Source organism: Lishizhenia sp. (genome assembly GCF_057456495.1).
This window is the reverse complement of sequence record NZ_JBVCPV010000223.1, coordinates 1-4,173: the sequence shown is the minus strand read 5'-3', so window position 1 is coordinate 4,173 and position 4,173 is coordinate 1. Positions and strand designations below refer to the sequence as shown.

The following is a 4,173-nucleotide window of genomic DNA, read 5'->3' as shown; positions in this document are numbered from 1 at the left end:
TATCCGCTTTCTTTCCGAAGCTTTATCATATTGAAACTTACAACCACGTTCCTTCGGTATTAAATGTACTGAAAACTTAATATTAATGCCGCTTTGTGACAGCGAATTAAAATGAGTAAAGAATTCAAAAGTTTATTTTTTCAATTTCGGAAGAATAGCGGATACTCAAGCAGAAGTTGAAAAAATTGCCCCAAACCAACCCCAATTTTCAAAAAATCTCTACTTTTACTTCATGATTTCTAAGAAAACCAAATACGGCTTAAAAGCACTGAGCTACTTGTCTCAACAAGAAAAAGGCAAACCCGTTTTGATTTCAGAAATCGCCAGTACCCAAAATATTTCCCTCAAATTTTTAGAGTCTATTTTGCTCGACCTTAAAAAACAAGGAATCCTTTCGTCTAAAAAAGGAAAAGGGGGAGGATATTATCTCATGAAACCAGCCAACGAAATCTCTTTGGCCAAAGTGTATAGAGCCTTGGAAGGACCAATTGCTTGGCTTCCCTGCGTGAGTTTGAATTATTACGAAAAGTGCGACGATTGCGATTCGGAGGAAACCTGTAAACTCAACAAAGCCATGGTCGAAGTAAGAGATAGCATCCTCAACGTAGTGGAGAACAAGACGATTGCAGATTTATAAGTAGGATAGAAGTGGCAAACGGCCGGGCTATCCTTCCAAATCCTCGGTACTATTTGCATTTCAACTACATAGTCTCAGAAGCTTCCAAGGTCGCTTCTTTTCCAATAAGTTTCAAGCACAAAAGCCCCTGCGGGTTTTCCATCCTATCCCTGTTTGATTGGTTTTGGGTAAGTATTCATATTCTTTCTTCATGTCATTAGTTTTTTGTTACTGTTCTGACCTTGCCCCACAGGCTTTAGTTTCCCTCAAATTTGTCGGCCTTCGAGACGGTTCGTACCTCACCCCTCAGGCCTCGGTATGTTCAGTACATTCAAATTTTAACCGTTACACTGCGTCCTGAGTTTCGGCAACATCAAAGCGAAGATGGAGCAAATCACACCAAAAAACGACTTCCAGTAAAACTCCAGTATTTCGAATATTATCCTCATGTCTATCTTGCATACAACCGAGAAAAACAAATCCAAAAATGGTCCCGTAAAAAGAAGGAAGCGCTTGTAAATGGAAAGCATAAGGACTTACCGGAATTAGCGAAAGCATACAGAGATCTTTGAACTATCTATCGGCCTTCGAGACGGCTAATTCTTCTAGTTTACGGCCTTCGAGACAACTCGTACCTCGGACCTCAGGCCTCGGTATAACCTTTTTTTGAATTTTAAATTTTAATTTGTGAATTAATAGGCGGCCTGAGGTTCCACGTAGTGGAAGTCTCGAAGGCCAACCCACCGAAGATCCTTCTAAAAATCTAAAAGTCTAACGGTCTAACCGTCTAAAAATCTAACCGTCTAAGCGTCTAAATCTCTAAAAGTCCTATCTTAGTCGGCATGAACATTTTTCTGACCCTCGACTATGAACTTTTCTTTGGAAACCCTACAGGTAGTGTGGAGAAATGTATCTTGGAACCAACACAGCGTTTGCTAGAGATTAGTAAGAAGTATGGGGTTGGTATGACCTACTTTGTGGATGTGGGCTACCTCTTAGCGTGCGATCGGTATAGAAATGATTATCCCTCCTTACAAAAGGATTATCAAAAAGTGGTAGATCAATTGCGACAAATTATAGCAGAGGGGAGTGATGTTCAATTACATATTCATCCACATTGGGAAGATTGTTCTTACACTACAGAAGGGTGGAATATGGTAACGAACTTGCACTATAAATTAGATGATTTTGAAGAAGAGGAGATCTATCCTTTGGTGAAGCGTTACAAAGAAAAATTAGAGGAACTTATCGGTAGAAAAGTGAATAGCTTTAGAGCAGGAGGTTGGTGTTTGCAACCTTTCTCCAAAGTTGAAAAAGCTTTTCAGGAGTTAGGTATTAAGTATGATACTACTGTTTTTCAAGGTGGTGAATTTCATTCAGAGCACTATGCTTTTGATTTCACGACTGCACCCAATAAAGGACGCTATAATTTTCAAAGTGTATTAACGCACGAATATCCTGAAGGATACTTCACAGAGATTCCTATTGGGGGGATGAAATATCACCCTTTCTTTTATTGGCAGTTGTATGGATGGGGGAGAATTAGACCTTCGCGACACAAAATGCTGGGAGATGGAAATTTCATTGCTCAACCCGGTCGTAAACAAAAACACTTGACCAAATCATCCTGGAATCATATTAGCATGGATGGATACTTTGCTTCCAAACTGAAAAGTGCAACGCGCAAGTTTGCCAAATCAGGAAGAACAGATCTAGTGGTGATAGGACATCCAAAAAGTATGACCTTATTTTCATTTGAGCGATTAGAATCTTATATTCAAGCCATGCAAAACAAACACGCGTTTTTAACCTTTAAAGATTTGCCCGATGCTGATTAGTTCAGAGCGACTCGACAAGGTGGCTTGGGATGATTTTGTGGCGCTACACGGAGCAAGCATTTTTTCTACTTCTACATACTTGGATGCCACGGCAGAGAATTGGTTTGTCTATTGGAAAAAAGATGAAAACTGGGGGGTGGCTTTGCCCTATACCGTGCGTTTGGGATTGAAAACGCTGTATCAACCCTTCTTCAGCCGTTACCAAGAAGTGATTGGAGATGTTCCTGCTGGAAGACCTGAATTAGAGGAGGTAATAAAAAAGCATTTTAAGCGTTCTATGGTCAACTTTAGGCGCGAAATTCCAGAATGGATTCCCTCTGAAATCTATGTGTTTCAACAATTTGAGGAAGGCGCTAAAATATCTACCAATGCGAAACGACAATTTAAAAAGTTCGAGAAGTCGGGCCATAGCATAGTTGTAGAAGATTACAAAGCAGAACATTTGGAATTTATTACCAATACCTTGGCGGAGAAGTTAGATTTTTACAAAGGGGATGAGGTAGAAATTATTGCACGTTTGGCAGAGAACTTAACGGGTGCGCAACATTTAAAATGTTATGTCGTTCGCGTATCGGGTAAGATAGCTGCTTGTGTGCTCTTGATGGATTTTGGTAATCGTCGCATTTATTTAAAAGGTGCGAGTTCTGAAGATTTGAAAAAGTTAGGGGCCATGTATGCTTTGCTCAACAATGCAAGAGAAGAAGCGGTGGCAGAAAATAAAATATTTGATTTTGGTGGATCGCGTGTAGATAGCGTGAAATCCTTCAATTATAAATTAGGTGGAGTAGACCAAAAGTATTTTGCTTATCACTATGATAATTCTCCTTTTTGGTTTAAACTCGCACAAAGTTTAAAAGCATGGAAGAAAAAGTAGTATTAATAACAGGTGCCTCAGGTGCATTAGGAACGGCCTTAACGGAACATTTCAGAGCCCAAAGTCACATTAAATTAGTGCTGCATTTTAATGCTAATCCCATTTTAAATATTGAGAACGAAAACGTTCTATTAACGCAGGCAGACCTTACCCAAGAACATGAGGTGAAAAGAATGATGGCCAAGATTGAAGAAAAATTCGGTCGTTTAGATATGCTCATCAATAATGCTGGTATTTCTAAAAGTGCCATCTCTTGGAAAACATCTGTAGACGATTTTGATGCGACAATGAATGTTAACCTCAAAGCGCCTTTCCTTACGAGTAAATATGCCATTCCATTGATGCGTAAGCACAATTGGGGACGTATTGTTAACATTAGTAGTGTTGTGGCCCAAACGGGGTTTATCGGTACCACGGCCTATGCGGCTTCAAAGGCTGGACTCATTGGTATGACAAAAACCATGAGTAAAGAATTGGCAACCTTTAACATTACAGTGAATGCCTTGGCGTTAGGTTATTTTAATAGAGGGATGATAGATGATGTACCTGAAGAATTACGCGCTGAAATCCTTAAAAATGTTCCCATGAATCAATTAGGAGAACCTGCAACAATCGCGAAAACATTAGAACTACTTTTATCCGAAGAAGGTAGCTTCATTACAGGTCAAACCCTCAACCTTAATGGAGGACTGTACTAGTTAAGAATTCAGAATTAAGAAGTTAGATGCTAGAGAGTTAGATTTCTAGAAGGTTAAATTGTTTAAATAACCCCTCTAACCCCAGCAAATAAAGGAAAACGGGTTCTCGAGCGGAGCCGAGAGACAAATCCCTCAAATCATCAAATC

Annotated in this window: 5 protein-coding genes; all 5 read left to right on the top strand. The window is 39.6% G+C overall.

The window, feature by feature from the left end; all coding sequences use genetic code 11:
• The first annotated feature begins 232 nt into the window (after positions 1–232).
• The 5 genes from AC22ZQ_RS12930 to AC22ZQ_RS12910 all read left to right on the top strand — a co-directional run bounded on the left by AC22ZQ_RS12930 (position 233) and on the right by AC22ZQ_RS12910 (position 4,026).
• The gene (locus AC22ZQ_RS12930; protein WP_318959182.1) at positions 233–637 is read left to right on the top strand and encodes an RrF2 family transcriptional regulator; all 405 of its coding nucleotides are present in this window, start codon (positions 233–235) and stop codon (positions 635–637) included.
• A 251-nt stretch (positions 638–888) separates the two neighbouring features.
• Entirely contained in the window at positions 889–1,188 is a 300-nt protein-coding gene (locus tag AC22ZQ_RS12925; RefSeq protein WP_413468685.1) for a GIY-YIG nuclease family protein, read from the top strand.
• Positions 1,189–1,458: 270 nt separating this feature from the next.
• Positions 1,459–2,454 (top strand): polysaccharide deacetylase family protein, encoded by a 996-nt coding sequence (locus AC22ZQ_RS12920; protein WP_318959180.1) that lies wholly within the window; start codon positions 1,459–1,461, stop codon positions 2,452–2,454.
• Positions 2,444–3,328 (top strand): GNAT family N-acetyltransferase, encoded by an 885-nt coding sequence (locus AC22ZQ_RS12915; RefSeq protein ID WP_318959179.1) that lies wholly within the window; start codon positions 2,444–2,446, stop codon positions 3,326–3,328. Before AC22ZQ_RS12920 ends, AC22ZQ_RS12915 begins: the two co-directional genes overlap by 11 nt.
• The gene (locus AC22ZQ_RS12910; protein ID WP_318959178.1) at positions 3,313–4,026 is read left to right on the top strand and encodes a 3-oxoacyl-ACP reductase family protein; all 714 of its coding nucleotides are present in this window, start codon (positions 3,313–3,315) and stop codon (positions 4,024–4,026) included. Before AC22ZQ_RS12915 ends, AC22ZQ_RS12910 begins: the two co-directional genes overlap by 16 nt.
• Positions 4,027–4,173 lie beyond the last annotated feature (147 nt).